23 protein-coding genes are annotated in these 21,214 nt (G+C 64.2%); 13 read left to right on the top strand and 10 right to left on the bottom strand.

The window, feature by feature from the left end; all coding sequences use genetic code 11:
- Positions 1-16: 16 nt before the first annotated feature.
- The gene (locus tag JQ621_RS01675; protein WP_212232683.1) at positions 17-892 is read left to right on the top strand and encodes a DMT family transporter; all 876 of its coding nucleotides are present in this window, start codon (positions 17-19) and stop codon (positions 890-892) included.
- A 211-nt stretch (positions 893-1,103) separates the two neighbouring features.
- Positions 1,104-2,528 (top strand): caspase family protein, encoded by a 1,425-nt coding sequence (locus tag JQ621_RS01670; RefSeq protein ID WP_212232682.1) that lies wholly within the window; start codon positions 1,104-1,106, stop codon positions 2,526-2,528.
- Between the two features lie 103 nt (positions 2,529-2,631).
- Here JQ621_RS01670 and JQ621_RS01665 read toward each other — a convergent pair whose 3' ends face one another.
- Both JQ621_RS01665 and cysK read right to left on the bottom strand, forming a co-directional pair.
- The gene (locus JQ621_RS01665; protein WP_212232681.1) at positions 2,632-2,874 is read right to left on the bottom strand and encodes a BrnA antitoxin family protein; all 243 of its coding nucleotides are present in this window, start codon (positions 2,872-2,874) and stop codon (positions 2,632-2,634) included.
- Positions 2,875-2,877: 3 nt separating this feature from the next.
- On the bottom strand, positions 2,878-3,843 hold the full coding sequence (gene cysK / locus JQ621_RS01660) for a cysteine synthase A (protein WP_212232680.1): 966 nt from the start codon (positions 3,841-3,843) through the stop codon (positions 2,878-2,880).
- Positions 3,844-3,958: 115 nt separating this feature from the next.
- On the opposite strand from cysK, the gene JQ621_RS01655 reads away from it, so the two are divergent.
- From JQ621_RS01655 to JQ621_RS01640, 4 genes are all read left to right on the top strand, one after another.
- Positions 3,959-4,135 carry a hypothetical protein gene (locus JQ621_RS01655; RefSeq protein WP_212232679.1) on the top strand — a complete coding sequence of 59 codons (177 nt, stop codon included), beginning with the start codon at positions 3,959-3,961 and terminating at the stop codon, positions 4,133-4,135.
- 52 nt (positions 4,136-4,187) lie between these two features.
- Complete coding sequence (locus tag JQ621_RS01650) at positions 4,188-4,601, top strand: DUF305 domain-containing protein (RefSeq protein ID WP_212232678.1); 414 nt, start codon at positions 4,188-4,190, stop codon at positions 4,599-4,601.
- 13 nt (positions 4,602-4,614) lie between these two features.
- Positions 4,615-6,123 (top strand): YncE family protein, encoded by a 1,509-nt coding sequence (locus JQ621_RS01645; RefSeq protein WP_212232677.1) that lies wholly within the window; start codon positions 4,615-4,617, stop codon positions 6,121-6,123.
- Between the two features lie 206 nt (positions 6,124-6,329).
- Positions 6,330-6,548, top strand: coding sequence for a hypothetical protein (locus tag JQ621_RS01640; protein ID WP_212232676.1), 219 nt, complete (start codon positions 6,330-6,332; stop codon positions 6,546-6,548).
- Between the two features lie 66 nt (positions 6,549-6,614).
- Here the strand turns inward: JQ621_RS01640 and tgt are convergent, their stop codons facing one another.
- Entirely contained in the window at positions 6,615-7,757 is a 1,143-nt protein-coding gene (gene tgt / locus JQ621_RS01635) for a tRNA guanosine(34) transglycosylase Tgt (protein WP_212232675.1), read from the bottom strand.
- A 222-nt stretch (positions 7,758-7,979) separates the two neighbouring features.
- Here tgt and JQ621_RS01630 point away from each other — a divergent pair, with 222 nt between their 5' ends.
- The 4 genes from JQ621_RS01630 to JQ621_RS01615 all read left to right on the top strand — a co-directional run bounded on the left by JQ621_RS01630 (position 7,980) and on the right by JQ621_RS01615 (position 12,141).
- Positions 7,980-9,122 carry a patatin-like phospholipase family protein gene (locus JQ621_RS01630; protein ID WP_212233764.1) on the top strand — a complete coding sequence of 381 codons (1,143 nt, stop codon included), beginning with the start codon at positions 7,980-7,982 and terminating at the stop codon, positions 9,120-9,122.
- Between the two features lie 157 nt (positions 9,123-9,279).
- A complete protein-coding gene (locus JQ621_RS01625; protein WP_212232674.1) occupies positions 9,280-10,026 on the top strand; it encodes a TetR/AcrR family transcriptional regulator in 747 nt (248 codons plus the stop codon).
- Positions 10,027-10,280: 254 nt separating this feature from the next.
- Positions 10,281-10,886, top strand: coding sequence for a PepSY domain-containing protein (locus JQ621_RS01620; RefSeq protein ID WP_212232673.1), 606 nt, complete (start codon positions 10,281-10,283; stop codon positions 10,884-10,886).
- A 217-nt stretch (positions 10,887-11,103) separates the two neighbouring features.
- The gene (locus JQ621_RS01615) at positions 11,104-12,141 is read left to right on the top strand and encodes an aspartate-semialdehyde dehydrogenase (RefSeq protein WP_212232672.1); all 1,038 of its coding nucleotides are present in this window, start codon (positions 11,104-11,106) and stop codon (positions 12,139-12,141) included.
- Between the two features lie 73 nt (positions 12,142-12,214).
- Here JQ621_RS01615 and JQ621_RS01610 read toward each other — a convergent pair whose 3' ends face one another.
- The 6 genes from JQ621_RS01610 to coaD all read right to left on the bottom strand — a co-directional run bounded on the left by JQ621_RS01610 (position 12,215) and on the right by coaD (position 15,754).
- Complete coding sequence (locus tag JQ621_RS01610; RefSeq protein ID WP_212232671.1) at positions 12,215-12,451, bottom strand: hypothetical protein; 237 nt, start codon at positions 12,449-12,451, stop codon at positions 12,215-12,217.
- Between the two features lie 111 nt (positions 12,452-12,562).
- Entirely contained in the window at positions 12,563-13,633 is a 1,071-nt protein-coding gene (gene queA / locus JQ621_RS01605; protein ID WP_212232670.1) for a tRNA preQ1(34) S-adenosylmethionine ribosyltransferase-isomerase QueA, read from the bottom strand.
- Positions 13,634-13,749: 116 nt separating this feature from the next.
- Positions 13,750-14,214 (bottom strand): peptidylprolyl isomerase, encoded by a 465-nt coding sequence (locus tag JQ621_RS01600; RefSeq protein ID WP_212232669.1) that lies wholly within the window; start codon positions 14,212-14,214, stop codon positions 13,750-13,752.
- Positions 14,211-14,636, bottom strand: a complete 426-nt coding sequence (locus JQ621_RS01595) for a hypothetical protein (protein ID WP_212232668.1) — start codon at positions 14,634-14,636, stop codon at positions 14,211-14,213. The genes JQ621_RS01600 and JQ621_RS01595 overlap by 4 nt, the downstream gene beginning before the upstream one ends.
- Before the next feature lie 7 nt (positions 14,637-14,643).
- Complete coding sequence (locus JQ621_RS01590) at positions 14,644-15,219, bottom strand: peptidylprolyl isomerase (RefSeq protein ID WP_212232667.1); 576 nt, start codon at positions 15,217-15,219, stop codon at positions 14,644-14,646.
- A gap of 37 nt (positions 15,220-15,256) precedes the next feature.
- Entirely contained in the window at positions 15,257-15,754 is a 498-nt protein-coding gene (gene coaD / locus JQ621_RS01585) for a pantetheine-phosphate adenylyltransferase (RefSeq protein WP_212232666.1), read from the bottom strand.
- Between coaD and JQ621_RS01580 the strand changes: the two genes are divergently transcribed.
- From JQ621_RS01580 to JQ621_RS01570, 3 genes are all read left to right on the top strand, one after another.
- Positions 15,753-15,989: a hypothetical protein gene (locus JQ621_RS01580; RefSeq protein ID WP_212232665.1), complete on the top strand. Its 237-nt coding sequence runs from the start codon at positions 15,753-15,755 to the stop codon at positions 15,987-15,989. The two genes, coaD and JQ621_RS01580, sit on opposite strands and share 2 nt — an antisense overlap.
- 24 nt (positions 15,990-16,013) lie before the next feature.
- Positions 16,014-16,271: a hypothetical protein gene (locus tag JQ621_RS01575; protein ID WP_212232664.1), complete on the top strand. Its 258-nt coding sequence runs from the start codon at positions 16,014-16,016 to the stop codon at positions 16,269-16,271.
- A gap of 199 nt (positions 16,272-16,470) precedes the next feature.
- Positions 16,471-18,324, top strand: coding sequence for a potassium transporter Kup (locus tag JQ621_RS01570; protein WP_212233763.1), 1,854 nt, complete (start codon positions 16,471-16,473; stop codon positions 18,322-18,324).
- A gap of 104 nt (positions 18,325-18,428) precedes the next feature.
- On the opposite strand, the gene gyrA is transcribed toward JQ621_RS01570, so the two are convergent.
- Entirely contained in the window at positions 18,429-21,173 is a 2,745-nt protein-coding gene (gyrA, locus tag JQ621_RS01565) for a DNA gyrase subunit A (protein WP_212232663.1), read from the bottom strand.
- Positions 21,174-21,214: the final 41 nt, after the last annotated feature.

The raw sequence follows: 21,214 nt of genomic DNA, 5'->3' as shown, positions 1-21,214 counted from the left end.
GATTCCCGCCTCCTTCATGAGCACGACACCGTCCAAAACCATGGCAGCCTTCTGGATGGCCGGCTGGCTGTCGCTGATGCTGATCATGGCGGTGGCCGGGCGCGAAACCACGCGCGAGCTCAACGTCTTCCAGATCATGGAGGTGCGGTCGCTGGCCGGTTTCGTGCTGCTGTCGCCGATCATTTTCCGCGCCGGCGGCTTCAAGGCGCTGAAGACGATGCGCCTGCCCATGCATATCGGGCGCAATTTCGTTCACTACGTCGCCCAGCTCGGCTGGTTCTTCGCGCTGACGCTGATCCCGATCGGCCAGGTCGTGGCGATCGAGTTCACCATGCCGATCTGGACCGCGATCCTCGCGGCCAGCTTCCTGTCCGAACGCATGACGCCGTGGAAGATCGCCGCGATCATGCTCGGCCTTGTCGGCGTGATCGTCATCGTCCGGCCCGCAACCGGCGAGATCAATCCAGGCCAGCTGATCGCGCTCGGCGCCGCCATGGGCTTTGGCGTGTCCATGGCACTGGTCAAATCGCTGACCCGCACCGAAAGTGCGCTCTCGATCCTGTTCTGGATGATCGTGGTGCAATCGGTGGCGGGCTTGGTGCCGACGCTGTTCGTCTGGACCTGGCCGTCGGCCTATGTTTGGGCCTGGATGGGTGTCATCGCGGTCTGCGGCACTTTTTCGCACTACTGCCTTGCCAGTGCGATGCGCTACGCCGACGCGACGATCGTCGTTCCCATGGACTTCCTGCGCGTCCCCCTCACCGCAACCGCCGGTTGGCTGCTCTATTCCGAGCGGCTCGACGCCTGGACCGTGCTCGGCGCGGCCCTGATCCTCTTCGGCAATCTCCTAAATTTGAAGCCGGCCGCACCAGTTCCCGCCCGCGCCCAGTGAACCGCCACGCGGCTTAAGGCGACACATCAGCGTGGTCGAGCGTGATTTGGATCACGCTGTAAGCGCCTTCCTTCGGGCACACTCGATCGCAAGGCAATGGGTTGGGTCAGTCGGGTTATAAGTCGTTTTGCTAGCGCGAGTCCGGGTGCTTTCGTGTAGGTTCGACGCCAATTTGTTGCTGCCCGTCATTCGATTCTGTTGGGGAATTCAGATGCGCACTCTCACCATCATCGTTTCGCTGATGTGCATGGCGCTGTCGATCAGCGCCGCAAAGGCCGACCGCCGCGTCGCCTTCGTCGTCGGCAACGGCGCCTACAAGAACGTCGCGCAATTGCCGAACCCGCCGATCGATGCCAAGGCGATGGCATCGACGCTGCGCAATGTCGGCTTCGAGGTGATCGAAGGATCGAACCTCACCCGCGACCAGATGACCGAAAAGCTCCTCGATTTCGGCCGCAAGGCACAGGGCTCCGACATCGCAGTGTTCTACTACGCCGGCCACGGCATAGCCGTCGGCGGCACCAACTACCTCCTGCCCGTCGATGCGGACATCAAGTCGGAGATGGACGTCAAGCTTGGCGCCGCCATCAACATCGACCTCACGCTCGACCAGACCATGGGCGATGCCAAGGTGAAGCTGGTGTTCCTCGATGCCTGCCGCGACAACCCGTTCGCCGCCAAGATCAAGTCGAATTCGGCCACCCGCAGCGTCAATGTCGGCAGCGGGCTTGCCGAGATGAAGTCCGGCGAAGGCACGCTGATCGCGTTCGCCACCGGCCCGGGCCAGACCGCGCTCGACGGCCAGGAGGGCAACAACAGCCCGTTCACCCGCGCGCTGATCGACAACATCACCAAGCCCGGCGTCGAGATCCAGCAGGCGATGACCTCGGTGCGCGCCCAGGTCAATGAGGAAACCCACAAGGGACAGCTGCCTTGGGGCCATACCAATCTGATCGGCGCGGTCTATCTCAATCCGCCGCAGCCGGGTCAGCAAGTTGCCAACGCCGCTCCGACCGCCCCGAGCAGCGCGCCGACGGCTGTGGCGACCAGCAGCTCCGACGGTGTCGAGCTCGAATACTGGCGCTCGGTGAAGGAAACCAACAAGCCTGAAGAGCTCAACGCCTATCTGTCGGCCTATCCGAACGGCCAGTTCAAGGCGCTGGCACTGGCGCGGCTCGCCGCGATCCAGAACGGACCGTCGACCACGACCCGCAACCTCAATGCCGGCGTCGATCCCGCAACCTTCACCGATGACGCCACCCAGCTGACCGAGGACCAGATCGGCCTCGACAAGGGCCAGCGCCGCGACGTGCAGCGCCGTCTCACCGGCCTCGGCTTCGACACCAAGGTCACCGGCGTGTTCAGCGACGACACCCGCACGGTGCTCAAGCGCTGGCAGGCCGCCCGCGGTTACCCGTCGACGGGCTTCCTCAACAAGTTCCAGCACAAGGCCCTGCTCTCCGAGATCGTGGCGTCGACGACGACCGCGAGCGACGACGGCCCAAGGCCGGCCCGTCGCGCCGCGCCCGTACAGAGCAGCGGCGGCGGTGGCGGCCACCGCGGCGGCGGCGATGCCGGCGCGGCCTTCATGGGCGGTGTGGTCGGCGGCATGATGGGCGGCATGTTCCGCCACTAAGACGAGGCTGGATTGCAAACCAAAAGCCCGGCTCACGCCGGGCTTTTTCGTTGCTGCGACGATGACGCCACCTAGCTCACCGAGGACCAGCCTTGACCGGAGCCTACTTCCCCGCGGCCTTGCGCAGCGCCGCGTTGATGCGGTCCTGCCAGCCGGGGCCGCCCTCCTGGAAGAACTCCAGCACGTCCTGGTCGATGCGCAGCGTGACCTGCTCCTTGATCCCGGGCGCCACGTTCTGCTTCGGCAAGGGCGCGGCAACCTTGGCGGTCACCTTCTTGAATGCCGCCTCGGCTTCGGTCCTGGCATCGCCTAGCGTGCGCGGCCGCCGCGGTGGTTGATCCGCCATGTCCTAGATTCCCTCAAACAGTGCCGTCGAAAGATAGCGCTCGGAGAACGACGGCACGATAGCCAGAATGGTTTTTCCCGCGGCTTCCGGCCGCTTGCCGATCTCGATAGCCGCTGCGATTGCCGCACCCGAGGAGATGCCGCCGGAAATACCCTCATGCCGCGCCAGCGCCCGCGACGTCTCGATCGCGGTGGTCGAGTTGATCTTCACGATCTCGTCGATCACGGAGCGGTCGAGAATATCGGGCACGAAGCCCGCGCCGATGCCCTGGATCTTGTGCGGCGTATGGGTCCCCCCCGACAGCACCGGGCTCTCCTCGGGCTCGACCGCAACCACCCGCAAGGACGCCTTGCGCGGCTTCAGGACCTGACCGACACCCGTGATCGTGCCGCCGGTGCCGACGCCGGCGACGAAGAAGTCGATGTTGCCGGCCGTATCGTTCCAGATTTCCTCCGCCGTGGTGCGACGATGCACTTCGGGATTGGCGAGGTTCTTGAATTGCTGCGGCATCACCGAGTTCGGCGTCGTCTTCAGCAGTTCTTCGGCCGTTGCGATCGCGCCCTTCATGCCTTGCGCGGCCGGCGTCAGCACCAGCTCGGCGCCGAGAAAGGCGAGCATCTTGCGCCGTTCGATCGACATCGATTCCGGCATCACCAGCTTCAGCCGATAGCCGCGCGAGGCGGCAACGAAGGCGAGCGCGATGCCGGTATTGCCTGATGTCGGCTCGATCAGCACCGTGTCCGGCTTGACGATGCCAGCCTTTTCCATGGCGACGATCATCGCCGCGCCGATACGGTCCTTCACACTCGCGGCGGGATTGAAATATTCAAGCTTTGCCAAGATCGTCGCGCTGACGCCGTGCATGCCCGGCAGTCGGCGCAGGCGTACGATCGGCGTGTCGCCGAACGCGTCGACGATCGAGTCATAGATCCGGCCGCGGCCGGGTTGGTGCTTGGACGATGCGTCCATGATCAACTCCCTGTTACGACGATTCCTGGCGTTTCCCGCGTGCTGATGGATCGCACGACTGTCAATATCCGCGCAATCACAATAGCGACGCCTGCGACCGACTTCCAACATTTGAATGGATTTCGCATTCGCACGGATACTCAACGGCTTGCAGACATTTTCAGGTGTATCCCGGCGACCTCGAAGGCAGTATGCGCGGCGCAAGGGCGAAACAATCGACTTCATCGCGACCGATATCGACCGGATGGCCAACGGCCGCATCGCCGAATTCCGGCATTCGAAGACAATCTGACGCTGCTCTACCAACCTGGCCGGTTGCAAAGTGAACCTCTGAGGAGCCTCTCATGTTGAAAACCGTGATGGTCGCCCTGCCCCTCGCCGCCGCCGTATTCGTCGGCGGCGCGAAGTACGGTAGCCAACCCATGCATATGGCGTCGCAGATGATGATGTCCGAGCTATGCGGCGACGAAGCGCCGTTCATGGCTGAGAACCGAAGCGCGATGCACCGGATGATGAGCGACATGGATATCGCGCCATCGGGGGATGTCGATCGTGATTTCTCGGCGATGATGATCCCGCATCATCGCGGTGCGATCGCGATGGCGCAGGCCGAAGTGCGTTACGGCCGCAACGAAACCCTGCGCCGCATCGCACAGGAAATCATCGTCGACCAGCAGCAGGAGATCGCGGTCATGCGCCTCGCGCTCGATCAACCGCCGCCGCCCCCGACCACCACGGCCGCCCTGCTCCGCAAATAAGAGGAGATTTGTAATGAAGCGAATTCTCGCGCTAACAGCCGCGCTTTGCTTGTCAGGTCTTTCGACGATGCCGGCCGAGAGCGGACAGGCGCCAGGTTCCTCGACCGTAGCCGACATTCCCGTCAGCCACCACGACCGGGTGTACGCGGCCGAGCAATTCTCCAATACGGTCTCGGTCACCGATCCCGCCGACAACAAGCTGCTTGGCGTCATCAGACTGGGCGCGACCTCGCCGGCAAACTTCAGCCCGCTCTACCGGGGACAGCTGCTCGTGCATGGCATGGGTTTTTCGCCCGACCATCGCACGCTGGCCGTGGTGTCGGTCGGATCCAACTCGGTGACGTTCATCGACACCGCGACCAACATGGTCAAGCACACGACCTATGTCGGCCGCTCGCCGCATGAAGCCTTCTTCACGCCTGACGGCAAGGAGGTCTGGGTGACCGTGCGCGGCGAGAATTACGTCGCGGTTCTCGATCCCGCCAGCTATGAGGAGAAGACGCGGATCGTGGTGGCGAACGGACCGGGGATGCAAATCTTCTCACCCGACGGCAAATACGGCTATGTCTGCTCGTCGTTCAATCCGGAGATCGCCGTCATCTCCGTGGCCGATCACGCCATCGTCGGCAAGGTCTCTCAGGCGAGCCCGTTCTGCCCTGATCTGGCGGCTACGCCTGACGGGGCGCAGGTATGGTTCACGTTGAAGGATACCGGCAAGGCGCAGGTGTTCGATGCCCGCCCTCCCTTCAACCTGATCAAGACGCTTGAGACCGGCCCGATCACCAATCACGTCAACATCGTCCGCAACGCCAATGGACAATTCGCCTACATCACCGTCGGTGGCCTGAACGAGATCCAAGTGTACCGCACCGACGATTTCTCCAAGGTTGCGACGATCCCGGTCGGCAAGCTGCCGCATGGCATCTGGCCGTCGGGCGACGGTTCGCGGGTCTATGTCGGATTGGAGAATGACGACCAGCTGACCGCTATCGACACGCTCACGAACCGTGTCATCGCGAACATCCCGATCGGCCAGGCGCCCCAGGCCGTCGCCTACGTCCCGGACGCAGTACCGACGGTACGCGAGTCCGGAAACGCCGCCATGAGCGTCATGGACGAGACAACGAGTCCGGAAGCGACGAATTTGCAGCAGCTCGGCATTGCCGGCCAGGTCGCGCATGTCGCCATGGCTCCGGTCGGTCCGGTTTCGGAAAGAACGAAGGCCCTGACCAGCGTCAGCCTGTTCGACCAGGGCCTGTTACAGGTCCTGCAGGCCGCAGCGACGGGGCTCGAGCCGAAACACAATTACGTGCTGGCGCTTGCCATGCATCCCGACGGCAGCGGGACGCTCGAGCCTCTGGCCGCCTTCATGACCAATCCCGCCGGATCGGCGATCGTGAATGCGGTGGGTCCGATCCGACAAATTGTGCAGAGCGACACGCCGGACTCTCGCCGCTATCTCGTCATCGCGCCCGGCTCGATGACCGAAATTGGGAAACCAGTGCAGCTGCAGGCACCCTGAGCAGCTTCGCGCGACACCGGATCAACACAACGTCATCCGCTCTATCGCAACGCACACTGTTGTTTGCGTTGCGATAGAGCCCCAACCAACGCAGAGGGGGTACCGGAGCAGAGACGATTACGAAAAATCAACACATTCGTGTTGCAGCCTCGTCAACTGATTCTGCTTATGTTAGATTGGGGTTCCAAAGCAGGGAGGTCACCACGATGTCAGCATTTGCTGAAGTGTTGCCGACCATCGCGCACCACCGCGATCCGCGTTGCAGCGAGTTGCCCACCTGTCCCGTCTGCGCCGACTCCATGGTCGCTGCCGAAGCGTCTGCGTATGTGTCAGACCACGTGATCAGCTATCTCTGGACCTGCGACAATTGCGGCTACGGCTTCGTCACCAAGCACGCGGTCAAGCAGCGGATCGTGTGCAACTAGCGATGCTCCAAAGCGCGATGAGATCGGGTTGAATCGTCAACGCGCTTTACTTTCCCCGATCATGCTCTAGCACGGGGCGATGTCGCCCTTCGCCCAGTCCTCGCGCGTACGCCGATAGAACTCGTCGAATGTTCCGCGTGCGATCGCGTCCCTGATGCCCTGCATCAGGAACTGGTAGTAGGCGATATTGATCTCAGACAGCAGCATCGCCCCTAGCGTCTCGCCCGCCTTGACGAGATGGTGAAGGTAAGCGCGCGCGTAGTTGCGCGCCGACGGCCATGTGCTCTCCTCATCGAGGGGACGTGGATCGTCGGCGTGGCGGGCGTTGCGCAAATTGACCTGGCCGAAACGTGTGAAGGCAACACCGTGCCGGCCATTGCGCGTCGGCATCACGCAATCGAACATGTCGACGCCGCGCTTGACCGCTTCGAGAATGTCGTCGGGCGTGCCAACGCCCATCAGATAGCGCGGCCGATCGGCCGGCAGCGCCGGCGCGGTCTCGTCGATCATCGCCAGCATGACCGCCTGCGGCTCGCCAACGGCGAGGCCGCCGATCGCATAGCCGTGGAAGCCGATCTCGACCAAGCCTTGCGCGCTCGCATGACGCAGCTGCGGGATGTCGCCACCCTGCACGATGCCGAACAGCATGTAGCCGTCGGGCGCGCTCTCGAAGGCACGCTTGCTGCGCTCGGCCCAGCGCAGCGACAGGCGCATCGCGCGGTCGATGTCATCGCGCTCGGCCGGCAGACGCACGCATTCGTCCATCTGCATCGCGATGTCGGAGCCGAGCAGGCGCTGCACCTCGATCGAGCGCTCCGGCGACAGCTCGATCTTGGCGCCGTCGATATGCGAGCGGAAAGTCACGGCGTGCTCGCTGATCTTGCGCAGGTCCGACAGCGACATCACCTGGAACCCGCCGGAATCCGTCAGCATCGGCCCGTTCCAGCCGGTGAACCGCTGCAATCCGCCGAGGGCGTTGATGCGCTCCGCGCCGGGACGCAACATCAGGTGATAAGTGTTGCCGAGCACGATGTCGGCGCCGGCATCGCGCACCTCGCGCCAGTGCATGCCCTTCATGGCGCCTGCCGTTCCGACCGGCATGAAGGCCGGCGTCCGCACCACGCCGTGCGGCGTGGTCAGGCGGCCGGCGCGAGCGGCACCGTCAGTGGCGAGCAGTTCGAATTGATTGGGCAGGGCGGTATCAGTCATGGCGGTGCTTATTGCGTGTCGGGCCAGCCCGATCAACCCGCTCGATGCCCCAGATCGGGACAGCGTTGACGTTGACGTGATGCGCCGGCCGCTTGATAAACAAAACGATACAGTATAGTTTTTCCGTCGGGGGCTGGACGAGACGCCGCGGCTGATCGCCGGCGGCCGTAATGCGTGATCGCCAGCCACCGACCAATGCCCCTCCCGACATGTCCGACCGAGATGTCCACCGTGTTCGACGGCTGGACGAGGCGCCTGATCCGGGCGCTGGTCCTCGCCTGCAGCCTGGCGCTCGCCGCCTGCACCTCGATCCCCCGCACCCCCTATACGGCGGCCGATGCGAGCAGCTCGCGCGTGCTCGATATCGACGGCCTGCGGCGCTATGCCGACGAGCCCGTCACGAAGTTCAGCTTCGAGCAGGACAAGGCGACTGGCAGCAGAACCTATCTGGCGCTCTCCGGCGGCGGGGCCGACGGCGCCTTTGGCGTCGGCGTGCTGAACGGCTGGAGCGCGGCGCGCAACCGCCCGACCTTCTCCGTCGTATCAGGCGTGAGCACCGGCGGCCTGATCGCACCCTTTGCGTTCCTCGGATCGCAATATGACGACACGCTTCGCGAGCTCTACACCAGCGGCCTTGCGGAGAGCCTGCTGAGCGATCCCAGCATCATGCGCGTGCTGTTCAGCTCCGGCCTGTTCGGCAATACCCGGCTGCGTGAGCTGGTGGCGCGCTATGTCGGGCCCGAGATCCTGGCGCAAGTCGCGCGCGAGAACGCAAAGGGCCGACGGCTGCTGATCGTGACCACGGATCTCGACACCCAGCGCACCGCGATCTGGGACATGGGCAAGATCGCCGCGGTCGGCACGCCCGAAGCGCTCAAGCTGTTTCGCGACGTGATGGCGGCCTCAGCCAGCATTCCCCTCGTATTTCCGCCGATCCTGATCGAGGCCGAGGGCCAGGGACGCAGGTTTCAGGAGATGCATGTCGACGGCGGGGTGACGGCGCCGGTGCTGACGCTGCCCGAAGCCCTGCTGCTGCAGGGACGCCTGCCCGGCAATGCGAAGATGGACATCTACATCCTGGTCAACAAGAAGATCGAACGCAACTTCGAGCTCGTCGCCAACAGCACGATCGATGTCGCCTCACGCAGCCTGTCCGCGATCACGCAATCGCAGACGCGATCGATCATCTTCTCGACCTATGATTTCGCCCAGCGCAACCATCTCGGCTTCCATCTCTCCTACATCGAGCGTGATTATCCGGCCCCGCCGTCCGAAGGGTTCGACACCGGCTATATGCGGGCGCTTTATCAGTACGGTTACGAGAAGGCGGCGGGCGGTCAGGCCTGGACCTCGCGGATGCCGTGAAATCCGCATTGCGGAACGGCTTTGGTCGGGGACCGTTGACGATACGGCCAAGCCGGCCAGATTCGCGATGACGCCCCGGTTGCTGCACGTTATACAGCAATGAACGCCGGCACGATCGCGCAAGAATCATTGGCGAATCATTGGCAGATCATCGGGCATGGGATTGGCCGCGACCAAGACAAGAACGCCAGCACCACGCCGCGAGACCTCGAAGTCGCGCGGCGGCCGGCCGACCAAGAGCGCTGCGATCGAACGCGATCAGCGCCTGATCGAGGTCGCGACCCGCCTGTTCCTCGACCGTGGTTTTGACGCGACCTCGCTCGATGCGGTGGCGGAAGCGGCCCGCGTCAGCAAGCCCACGGTCTATTCGCGCTACGGCGACAAGCGCGGGCTTTTTGCCGCCGTGCTTCGCCGCGAGATCGCGCGCTGGCTTGCGCCGCTGTCGGCTGCGGCAGAAACGCAGCTCAGCAGCGCCGCCGATATCTCGGTCGAAGCGCGACTGATCGAGATCGGTCGCGAGATGCTCAATTTTACCTGCGGACCCGACGCCGTAGCCTTCAGCCGCATGATGACGTCGCAGGCCATCAACTTCCCTGACGTCGCCAAGCTCGGCAAGGAAGAAGGCTGGCTGAAGGCCGTCGCGACCACGGCCCGCTTCTTCGACCATCTCGTCGCGCAAGGCGCGCTCGACGTCGACGACACCACGATCGCGGCGGAAGTGTTCCTCGATGTCGTCGTCGGCCACACGCACCGCATGGCGACGTTCGGCACGCCGATGGAGTTCAAGGCCGCCGAGAAGCGGATGCGCGCGGCGATCAAGCTGTTCCTGGCCGGCGCGATCGGTCCGGCGGACCGCACCCGCAGTGCGCCGAAAGCCGCCCAGCGGCGGCGCCCCTCCCGCTGACATTTCCGTGAGACCGGCGATTTGTCCGCTGCGGACGATGCCCGCTTCGTTGACCAAAATAAAACGATACGGTATGGTTTTGTTTATAGGGCGGTGCGGGCCACTTTTATTCACCAGCCCCAAAAGAGGTCCGGACCGCTTGATCGCCGCGACGGGTACAGCCCGCCACGACGCTCCGCGGCCGGCCGACGCCCAAGGTCGGCCGCGAATTCTTTACGAACATCCGGCACACTCGCTGGCCGAGGGTTTGCACCATGAGCGCGACAAGACCAGGCGTGTACGGGTTGTTGGTGATCGCCCTGTCGGGGGTGCTCATCGCAGCGCCCGCGCGCGCGACCGTCTCGGCGGGTTCGACGCCCACCGCCCTTCACAGCGAGACAGAGGGGGACGCCGCGGCGGACCGCCAGGCCGTCAGCCGCGAGATCGAGCGATTCCGCAGCTCATCGATCTCGATCGGCCAGGCCATGGCGATCGCTGAAGCCCGTCATGCCGGCGCGACCACCGCGGACATCAGCTTTGACGGCGGTTCCGGAATACCGGTGTACCGCGTCAAGACCCTGCACAACGACCGGATCTGGCGCTACACCATCAACGCAGCGACCGGCGAAGTGATGGGCGGCGAAGCCGCCCTACCCCTGGCGCAACTCGGCCTCGAGGATCGCAGCAACCTCGCCGTGCTCGGCAGCATCAGGCATCGCCTCGCCGATGCGGTTCGCGTCGCCGAACAGGCCGCCTCCGGCAAGGCCATCAGCGGCGGGCTGGTCCGCGAGCGCGGCCGGCTAAACTTTGCGATCGTCGTCATCAGCGGCGACGACCTCAAGGAAGTCCTGCTCGAGCCGCCGGGCGCGCGGGGCAAATAAGGTCGGCCACAATCCCGCCCGAAAGCCATTGACGGACGCCAAACTCTCCCGCATAAGTCGCCGCCATGTTCACGACCACCAAACGCACGACCAAAACCACCACGGCCTTCGGGGCCCGGGGAGGCGTGCGCGCATAGTCGTCGACTAAACGCATCAAGCTCTACCGAAGCCCCGCCCAAGATGGTCCGGGGCTTTTTTGTTGTCTCAATCGATCTCAATGGAGGACACAGTGAGTAACGATCCCGTCGTCGCGATTGTCGGCGTCACCGGTGCGGTGGGCGCCGAATTCATCGCCACCATGGACAAGCGCGGATTTCGCGTCGGCAAGCTCAAGGCACTCGCCAGCGCCCGCTCCGCCGGCAAGACGGTGTCGTTCCGCGGCCAGGATGTCGTCATCGAGGAACTGACCGAGCGCGCCTTCGAAGGTGTCGACATCGCGCTGTTCTCCGCAGGCAGCGGCATCTCCAAGAAGTTCGCGCCAATCGCGGTCAAGGCCGGTGCCGTCGTCGTCGACAACTCCTCCGCGTTCCGGATGGATCCGAACGTTCCGCTCGTCATCCCCGAGGTCAACGGCAACCGCATCCGCGACCACAAGGGCATCATTGCCAACCCGAACTGCGCCGCGATTACCGCGCTGGTGCCGCTCTGGCCGATCCATCGGAGGAACCGCATCAAGCGTGTCATCATCTCGACCTATCAGGCGGCCTCCGGCGCCGGCGCGGCCGCGATGGACGAACTCGTCGAGTCCACCCGCGCCAATCTCAACGGGCAGATCTACACGCCGAAGGTGATGCCGCATCCCTACGCGTTCAACCTCTTCAACCACAACACCGCCGTTGATCCCGAGACCGGCTACAACGACGAAGAGACGAAGGTCATCAAGGAAACCCGCAAGATCTTCGAGGACGAAAAGATCGCGATCGGCGTCACCTGCGTCCGCGTGCCGGTGCTGCGCGCCCATTGCGAGGCCATCACCTTCGAATGCGAGAATCCGATCAACGAGGACCAGGTCCGCGCCATCATGGCGCAGGCGCCGGGTGTGAAGATCGTCGATGACCGCGTGAAGAACTACTTCCCGATGCCGATCGACGCTTCGGGCCAGGATGACGTCCTGGTCGGCCGCATCCGCAAGGATCTCAGCGATCCCTCGGGCCATTCGATCTCGATGTTCGTGGCGGCGGATCAGCTGCTCAAGGGCGCGGCGCTGAATGCGGTGCAGATCGCGGAGCTGTTGCCGCAGCCGGCGATGGCGTAATCGGCAAAAGAAGACAGGCGCGGCGCAAGCCGGCCTGTCTTTTATTTACGGTCACCCGACCTGACTATGACGCTTATCTGACGGGCTGCTCGTCCTTGCGGTCCCAGGGACGCTTGCCGTCGGCATCCTTGTCCCAGGGACGGGACTGCGAACTGGTGCTCGCCTCGGCCTTCCTGTCCCGCTCTCGATCCGCCTTGATTTGCTCGCGAACTGAAAGATCGGCTGTCGGGAGCGCCTTCCCTGCAACGGTCTGGGCCATGCAAGGAGAGACGACGACGATGAAAAGCGCGACCAGATACAATTTCTTCATTGCCCCTTGTAGCACAACCAAAAGCTTTCCCCCGCATGGTTTGTGACTCGGTTACCGGGCAAAACGACGCACAGCTTTGCGCTCACGACAACGTGACATCGTGGAACTTCCCTATGGCCCGCGAAACAGCAGGCACGCATCTCCATAGGAATAAAACCGGTAGCCGCCCGCGATCGCGTGCGCATAGGCGCGCTGCATCGTCTCGAGCCCGGAGAACGCCGACACCAGCATGAACAATGTCGACTTCGGCAGGTGGAAATTCGTCATCAAGACATCGACGGCGCGGAAGCGATAGCCCGGCGTGATGAAGATCGAGGTCTCGGCCGCGAACGGCTGAATGGTGCCGTCCTCGCTCGCTGCACTCTCGAGCAATCGCAATGACGTGGTCCCGACGGCAATGATGCGGCCGCCGCTTTTCCGCGCGGCGTTGAGCCGTTCCGCGGTCTCGGCGGAGATCGTGCCCCACTCGGCATGCATCTTGTGGCCGTCGGTGTCGTCGACCTTCACGGGAAGGAAGGTCCCTGCCCCGACATGCAGCGTGATGCGGTTTATGACGACGCCGCGCGCGCTCAGCGCCTGCTCCAGGGCCGGCGTGAAATGCAGGCCCGCGGTGGGCGCCGCGACCGCGCCTTCATGGGCCGCGAACATGGTCTGGTAGTCGGCGAGATCCTGATCGTCAGGGGTGCGCTTTGAGGCGATGTAGGGCGGCAGCGGCGGGCTGCCAAGATCGGCGATGGCCTGATCGAGCGCCGGGCCGTGAAACGAGAAGCCAAGCGTCACCTCGCCTTCCGCGCCCTTGGCCTCGACCTCGGCATCGAGATGGCCGAGCAGGCAGACCTTGCCCTCATTGCCGAAGCGGATGCGGTCGCCGGCGACGAGCTTCTTGGCGGGCTTCACCAGCGCCTGCCAGCGCGAACCGTCGAGCCGCTTGATCAGCGTCGCCTCGATCTTCGGCTCGGTCTCGCGTCCGATGCGACGGCCCTTCAATTGGGCGGCGATGACCTTGGTATCGTTGACGACGAGTTGGTCGCAAGGCCTCAGCCATTGCGGCAGATCGGCAATGGTCTGGTCGCGCAGTGCGCCGTTCTCGACCACCAGCATCTTCGCGGAGTCGCGCGGGCTCGCCGGGCGCAACGCAATGCGCTCGGGCGGCAGGTCGAAATCGAAGAGGTCGGTGCGCATGTCTCACCAGCGCCGTCATTCCGGAGGCTGCGCCCTTACGCGCGGCGATCCGGAATCCCGAGATTGTGGCACGAGATTCCGGGTTCGCGCTACGCGCGCCCCGGAATGACGGATAGTTACTCCTGATCCGCCGCCATGCGCGCCTTGACGATCTTGTCCGGGTTCTGCACCGGCTCGCCGCGCTTGATCTTGTCGACGTTCTCCATGCCCTCGGTGACCTTGCCCCACACCGTGTACTGGTTGTCGAGGAAGCGGGCGTCGTCGAAGCAGATGAAGAACTGGCTGTCGCCGGAATCCGGGCTCGCGGCGCGGGCCATCGAGGTGGTGCCGCGCACATGCGGCTCCTTGTTGAACTCGGCCTTCAGCTTCTTGCCGGAGCCGCCGGTGCCGGTGCCATGCGGACAGCCGGTCTGCGCCATGAAGCCCTCGATCACGCGATGGAACACGATGCCGTCGTAGAAGCCCTCGCGGACCAGTTCCTTGATGCGCGCGACATGGCCGGGCGCGAGGTCGGGGCGCATCTCGATGGTGACGGGGCCCTGCGTGGTCTCGAGGATCAATGTGTTTTCGGTGACGCTCATGCTCGTCTCTCTTGCGTTGGAGGTGAAGTCTTGTCGGGTGACGTTTTGCGGCCACGGAACTGAATTGCGAATGGACGTCCCGCGGCGGCGCCCGCCATTGCATCGGTAAATGGCAACGGCGTGCAGCGCTGCAACGCCTCCATCACCGCGATCCGGTATTGCAGCCGGTCATTGTCGGAGGCCTCGGCGGATTCATAAGTAATCCTCGGATGACCCAGAATGTTTCCGGACCGGTTAAAGCTCACAACGACGGTGATGTCGAGTGGGCGTGCCTTCGCCGGCGGCGGCGGTTTCCAGCAGCTCCGCAAGTGCTGGTAAACGTCCTGAATGGTGTTCACAGGCGTGTCCTCCGCGGCCGCGCCTGTGATGCCGAGCAACAGCGCTGCCGCAGCGAACAGGAGCCTGTCGCCGCGGCGCGCCATGGTCTGTCTACTTGATGTCGGAGGCGACCTGCACCTTCACCATCTTGTCGGGATCGGTGACGGTACCGCCCGGCGAGCCGGCCGGCGCCTTCTTCAGCTTGTCGACCACATCCATGCCCTGCACGACCTCGCCGACCACCGTGTACTGGCCGTCGAGGCTGCCGCCGTCGGCGAACATGATGAAGAACTGGGAGTTGGCGGTATCGACGCTGTCGCCGCGCCGGGCCATGCCGACGATGCCGCGGGCGAAATGGACCTTGGAGAATTCCTGCTTCAGGTTCGGATATTTCGAACCGCCGGTGCCGTTGCCGTTCTGGCCGTCGCCGGTCTGGGCCATGAAGCCGTCCATCACGCGGTGGAACGGCACGTTGTTGTAGAAGCCCTCACGCGCCAGCTGCTTGAGGCGCTCTGCGTGCTGCGGCGCAAGGTCGGTCCTGAGCTTGATGACGATACGGCCCTTGGTGGTGTCGATGACGAGCGCATTGGCCTTGTCGAGATTGGCCGGCAGCTGCTGCGCCATCGCCGGCACTGCGCCGACAAGCGCGACGAACATCGTGGCAAGAATTGCGAGACGACGGATCATGGAAACTCCGGATCAGGTGAGATGAAACAACGCGCCGTTATGGGGCGAATTTGGCCTTGAGAAGGGACGCGACGAGCGGCGGGACGAAGGTCGAAACATCGCCACCCATACCCGCGATCTGTCGCACCAGTGTGGCGGTGATCGGGCGGACCATCGGAGACGCCGGCAAGAAAACGGTGTGTACCTCCGGCGCCATGGCCTCATTCATGCCGGCGAGCTGCATTTCGTAATCGAGATCGGTGCCGTCGCGCAGGCCTCGGATCATGATGGTCGCGCCGTGCTTGCGCGCGGCCGTCACGGAGAGGTCATCAAAGGTCACCGCCTCAAGGGCGCAGCCGGCCTGGGCCGCAATCGGCCCGCAGACGTCACGGAGCATTTTCAGCCGCTCCTCGGTCGAGAACAGCGGCTTCTTGCCCGGATGAACGCCAATCGCGACCACAAGCCTGTCGCAGAGCGGCACCGCGTGCCGGACCACGTCCAGATGGCCGTTTGTGATGGGGTCGAAGGAACCTGGATAAAAGGCAATACGCGGCATGGCCACGTCCTACCGCGCCGGGCGCGGCGCGGCAAGCCGGACGGGTTCCAAGTCGGTTTATTGCCGGTTTTCCAGCCAAGCCCTGTCGGACGGCGCCGGATTGTTTCGTCCTCAGGGCGCCCGCGAAACAAAACCGGGCGCGCACGAAACCATTTCCCGTATCGGCGAAGACGTCCGGAAACTGGTCATGGTTACTAATCCGGCCAACGAACGACGGGCCGCAAACTGGGCGTAGCGGCCGCATCACAGGGGACCGTCAATGATCAAGGCTTTTTCAGCGATCACTGTTGCCGCGTGTGTTGCTGCCACCCTCACCCTGCTGCCGGGTTTTGCACCGACGGTCGAAGCCAGCGTGCCGCAGCCGCTCGCCAAGAGCGATCGGCTCGACATCAAGACGATCGGACGGGATTGCTCGCAGCAGGCCTGGCCGAACTTCGAGGCCTCCTGCCTGCGCCGCGCCGGCAGCAAGGCCGAAGTCCGCGTCGCTCGCCTCGTGACCGCAGACCGCACCCCATAGGCGGTCTGTCAGCTCAGCGTCATAAACCTCTATCAACCCCAAGATAAATCTCGTGGATATTTGCGACGTCTCGTCGCAGACTATCTGACGCTCGCGCCCCTCGGAATGGCCCGACGGGCGCGGTCGCATTGAGGGGTCGCCATTGTCCAGTACGCCCGCTGTTGCCTCCGGCCATCATCCCAGTCCGCTTCCGATTGCCATGACCATGGGCGCCCTCGGGGTGGTCTATGGAGATATCGGCACCAGCCCGCTCTATGCGCTGAAGGAAGCCGCCAAGGCGGCCGCCCATGGCGGCACCGTGACGCAAGACGCTGTCCTGGGCGTTGCCTCGCTGATCCTGTGGGCGCTGCTTCTGATCATTTCGCTGAAATATGCGCTGCTGATCCTGCGCGCGGACAACCGCGGCGAAGGCGGCATCGTTGCACTGCTGGCGCTGCTGCACGCCCGCCACGCTCAACCAGGCACCTGGCGCGCCCATCTGCTGGTGGTCGGACTGATCGGCGCGGCATTGCTCTATGGCGACGGCGCAATCACGCCAGCCATCTCGGTGCTGTCGGCCATCGAAGGCCTCAAGGTCGACGCCCCCTCACTCTCGCCGGTCGTGGTGCCGCTGACCGTCGCCATCCTGGTCGGCCTGTTCTTCATGCAAAAGCAAGGCACCGGATTCATCGGCCGTATCTTCGGACCGGTGATGCTGGCCTGGTTCGTTGTGCTGGCCGCGCTCGGCATCCACGGCATCGTCAAGGCGCCGGCGGTGTTGGCGGCACTCAGCCCGTTCTACGCCCTGGATTTCCTGGTCCATCAAGATTTTGGAGTTTCCTTCGCGATCCTCGGCGCCGCCTTCCTCGCGGTCACCGGCGGCGAGGCCATGTATGCCGACATGGGGCATTTCGGCCGCCTGCCGATCCGGCTCGCCTGGTTCGCGATCTGCCTTCCCGCACTGGTGCTGAACTATTTCGGCCAGGCCGCGCTGCTCATCTCCGATCCCAGCATGATCGAGAATCCGTTCTTTCAGCTTTGCCCCGATTTCCTGCACTACGGTCTGGTCGCGTTTTCGGCCGTGGCGACCGTGATCGCCTCGCAGGCCATCATCTCAGGCGTATTCTCGCTGACCCAGCAGTCGATCCAGCTCGGCTTCCTGCCGCGCATGCAGATCCGACATACCCAGAGCGACGCGATCGGCCAGATCTACGTGCCGCTGGTGAACTGGCTGCTCGCCGCCGCAACGCTCGGCGCAGTGCTGAGCTTCGGCACCTCGGACGCGCTCGCCGGCGCCTACGGCATCGCGGTGTCGCTCTTGATGGCGATCACCACGCTGCTTGCGGCGCTCGTGGCGATCCAGTGGGGCTTTTCGCCCTGGCTGGTCGTGGCCGTGAACGGCTTCTTCTTCGTGATCGACGTGATCTTCTTCTCCGCCAACTCGATCAAGCTGTTCGAGGGCGGCTGGTTTCCGCTGCTACTCGCCGCCCTCGTCGCCTTCCTGATGCTCACCTGGCGCGCCGGCGTGAAGCTCGTCGAAGCCGCGCGCGCAAAGCTGCGCCAGCCCGAGGAGGACCTGATCGAGACGGCGGTCAACAAATGCAGCGCGCGCCTGCCGGGCACCGCCGTGTTCCTCGCTTCGGCGCCGAAAGGCGTGCCGCTGGCGCTGACGCAGTTCGTCAAGCACAACCACGTGCTGCATGAGCGCATCATCCTCGTCACCGTGCTGATCGAGGAGGTCCCTCACGTCGCCGAGCAGGACCGCACCGAGGTGATCGAGATCATCCCCGGAATCACCCGCGTGATTCTGCATTACGGCTTCATGCAGAACCCGACGATCTACGAAGGACTGACGCTCGCCTGCCGCCAGGGCAAGCTGCCCGGCATCGACCTCTCCGACATCACCTATTACGTCGGCCGCGAGACCATCATCCCGCGCGAGGACGTTCCGGGCATGTGGGTCTGGCGCGAAGGCCTGTTCGCATTCCTGCAGCGCAACGCCGAACGCTCGGCCGCGTTCTTCGGCGTACCGACCAAGCAGGTGGTGGAGTTCGGCACGGAGCTGGAGATCTAGCGCAGTTCGTAGCCCGGATGGAGCGCAAGCGTAATCCGGGACTTTGTGCGCTTGGCAAAAACCCCGGATTGCGCTTCGCTCCATCCGGGCTACGGGGCTACTCGTTACTCCCCGTTCGCCTCTCCGTTCGCGCCATTCCCGTTCTCGGCCTCTTCCGTGATGTGCTCGACCGAGACGACGTGCTCGTCCTCGGCGGTGTCGAACACGATCACGCCTTGCGTCGAGCGGCCGGCGATGCGGATGCCTTCGACCGGGCAGCGGATCAGCTGGCCCTTGTCGGTGACCAGCATGATTTGGTCCGCATCCTCGACGGGGAAGGACGCGACCAGATTGCCGTTGCGGTTGTTGACGCTCATGGCAACGATGCCTTTGCCGCCGCGGCCCGTGGTCCGGTATTCGTAAGACGAGGTCCGCTTGCCGTAGCCGTTGACGGAGACGGTCAGCACGACCTGCTCGGCCGCCGACATCTCCGCATAGCGTTCCTGCGCGAGCTGGAAGCTGCCGGAAGTCTCCTCGGCCTCAGCGTCAGCCGGCGCCTCGTCGCTCGCGGCTTCGCCGGCGACCGCGCGGCGCATCTTCAAATAGGCCGAGCGCTCGTCCGAGGTGGTCTCGACATGCCGCAGGATCGCCAGCGAGATCACCTTGTCACCCTCGCCGAGCGCGATGCCGCGCACGCCCATCGAGGTGCGCCCGGTAAAGACGCGCACATCGGGGACCGGGAAACGGATGCACTGGCCGCCCGCAGCGGTCAGCAGCACGTCGTCGCGCTCGGTGCAGATCTGCACATCGACGATCGCCTCGCCGTCGTCGAGCTTCATCGCGATGATGCCGGAGCGGCGGACGTCGACGAAGTCGGACAGCTTGTTGCGCCGTACGTTGCCGCCAGTGGTCGCGAACATCACGTCGAGATTGCCCCAGGTCGATTCATCCTCGGGCAGCGGCATGATGGTGGTGATGCGCTCGCCCTGCTCCAGCGGCAGGATGTTGATCAGCGCCTTGCCGCGCGCGTTCGGCGCGGCCATCGGCAGCCGCCAGACCTTTTCCTTGTAGACCTGTCCGCGGGACGAGAAGAACAACACCGGTGTATGGGTCGACGCGACAAAGAGCCGGCTGACGAAATCCTCGTCGCGGGTCTGCATGCCGGCGCGGCCCTTGCCGCCGCGACGCTGGGCGCGATAGGCCGACAGCGGCACGCGCTTGACGTAGCCGGCGTGCGAGACGGTGACAACCATGTCCTCGCGCTGGATCAGGTCCTCGTCCTCGACCTCGCCTTCCTGCTCCATGATCACGGTCTTGCGGGGCGTGGCGAACTCGGCCTTCACTTCGGCGAGCTCGGTCTTGATGATCTCCAATACGCGCTCGCGCGAGCGCAGGATATCGAGATAATCGGCGATCTCGCCGGCAAGCTTGTCGAGCTCGTCGCGGATCTCGTCGCGGCCGAGTGCCGTGAGGCGCTGAAGGCGCAGATCGAGAATCGCCCTTGCCTGTTCCATCGACAGCCGGATCGTGCCGTCCGGGCTGATGCGGTGGCGCGGATCGTCGATCAGGGTCAGCATGTCCTCGACGTCCCGGGCCGGCCAGTCGCGCGACATCAGGGTGTCGCGCGCGGTGGTCGGATCGGGTGAGCTGCGGATAACGCGGATCATCTCGTCGATATTGGCAACCGCAATGGCGAGACCGACCAGGATATGGGCGCGATCGCGCGCCTTGGCGAGCAGGTACTTGGTGCGTCGTGTGACGACACGCTCGCGGAAGTCGACGAAGATGGCCAGCAGGTCCTTCAGATGCATGATCCGGGGACGGCCGCTGTCGAGCGCCACCATGTTGACGCCGAAGCTCGTCTGCAGCGGTGTGAACCGGTAGAGCTGATTGAGCACCACATCCGGCACGGCGTCGCGCTTCAATTCGATGACGACGCGGTAGCCGTCGCGGTCGGATTCATCGCGCAGGTCGCCGATGCCTTCGATCTTCTTTTCCTTGACGAGTTCGGCGATGCGCTCGACCATCGTCGCCTTGTTCACCTGGTAGGGAATCTCGGTGATGACGATCGCCTCGCGCTCCTTGCGGATGGTCTCGATCGCGACCTTGCCGCGCATCACGATCGAGCCGCGGCCGAGGTGATAGGCGGCGCGGATGCCCTGCCGTCCGAGAATGACGCCGCCGGTCGGGAAGTCCGGTCCCGGCACGATATTGATCAGCTCGTCGATGGTGAGCGCGGGGTTGTCGATCAAGGCGACGCAGGCATCGATGACCTCGCCGAGATTGTGCGGCGGGATGTTGGTGGCCATGCCGACCGCGATGCCGCCGGCGCCGTTGACGAGAAGATTCGGGAACTTGGCCGGAAGAACCGACGGTTCGGTCTCGTTGTTGTCGTAGTTCGGCTGGAAGTCGACGGTGTCCTTGTCGATATCGGCCAGGAGGGCCAGCGCTGCCTTGGTCAGGCGGGCTTCGGTGTAACGATAGGCGGCCGGCGGATCGCCGTCGACCGAGCCGAAATTGCCCTGGCCGTCGATCAGCGGCACGCGCATCGAGAAGTCCTGCGCCATGCGAACCATGGCGTCATAGATCGACTGGTCGCCGTGCGGGTGATACTTACCGATGACGTCGCCGACCACGCGGGCGGATTTGACGTACTTCTTGTCCGGCGTATGCCCCTGCTCGTTCATCGAGTACAGGATGCGGCGATGCACCGGCTTCAAGCCGTCACGGGCATCAGGCAGCGCGCGCGCCACAATCACGCTCATGGCGTAATCGAGATAAGACTTCTTCATCTCCTCGAAGATGGAGACGGGGCGAATGTCCGAGGGTTGCGCCGGCTGGTCGCCGGGCTTGTTGTCGTCGTCAGCCAAGGGGGAATCCGATGAAGTTTTATCTGGGAATCATATAGCGC

This window comes from Bradyrhizobium manausense (genome assembly GCF_018129685.1).
GTDB lineage: Bacteria > Pseudomonadota > Alphaproteobacteria > Rhizobiales > Xanthobacteraceae > Bradyrhizobium > Bradyrhizobium manausense_D.
Note: the sequence above shows the minus strand (reverse complement) of the source record. Positions and strands in the feature narration are given on the sequence as shown.